Source organism: Bartonella sp. AA86SXKL, assembly GCF_042196885.1.
On record NZ_JBHIRE010000564.1, the window covers coordinates 1 to 560 of the forward strand.

The 560-nt window shown below is 41.6% G+C and carries 1 protein-coding gene; it reads right to left on the reverse strand.

Annotated features, from left to right (window positions below):
• A partial coding sequence (locus ACFIO5_RS13300; protein WP_375705669.1) for a dihydroxy-acid dehydratase domain-containing protein occupies positions 1-560 on the reverse strand: 560 nt, incomplete at both ends.

Below are 560 nucleotides of genomic sequence, written 5' to 3' on the forward strand. Positions count from 1 at the left end.
AAGTCTCCCAATAAAATACGAATACCACCATCAGACTGAAATGGCTTTCTCCATCCTGTTAATACTTTATGATTAGCACTTTCATTTAAAGCAGGCTCGCGCACTACATTGTCATCATTGCAAAGCTTTGCTTCAATTGCATAAGCATTGAGATCTTTACCAAAAACTGTACAAACATCTTCATGAACTAAACCTGCCTCAATCAATTCGCGGATAACAAATCCCATACCACCAGCTGCGTGAAAATGATTGATATCAGCCAAACCATTGGGGTAAATTCGTGCTAAAAGAGGCACGACTGACGAAATTTCTGCAATATCATGCCATGTCAATAGAATACCCGCAGCAGCAGCCATAGCAATTAAATGAATTGCATGATTAGTAGATCCTCCTGTTGCATTCAAGCCTACAACAGCGTTCACAAAAGAGCGCTCATCCACTATCAACCCAATTGGACTGTAACTATCGCCAAGAGCGATCATTTCAAGTACACGCTTCGTGGCTTCCTTTGTTAAGGCATCACGCAACGGTGTATTCGCATTGATAAAAGAGCTTCCGGG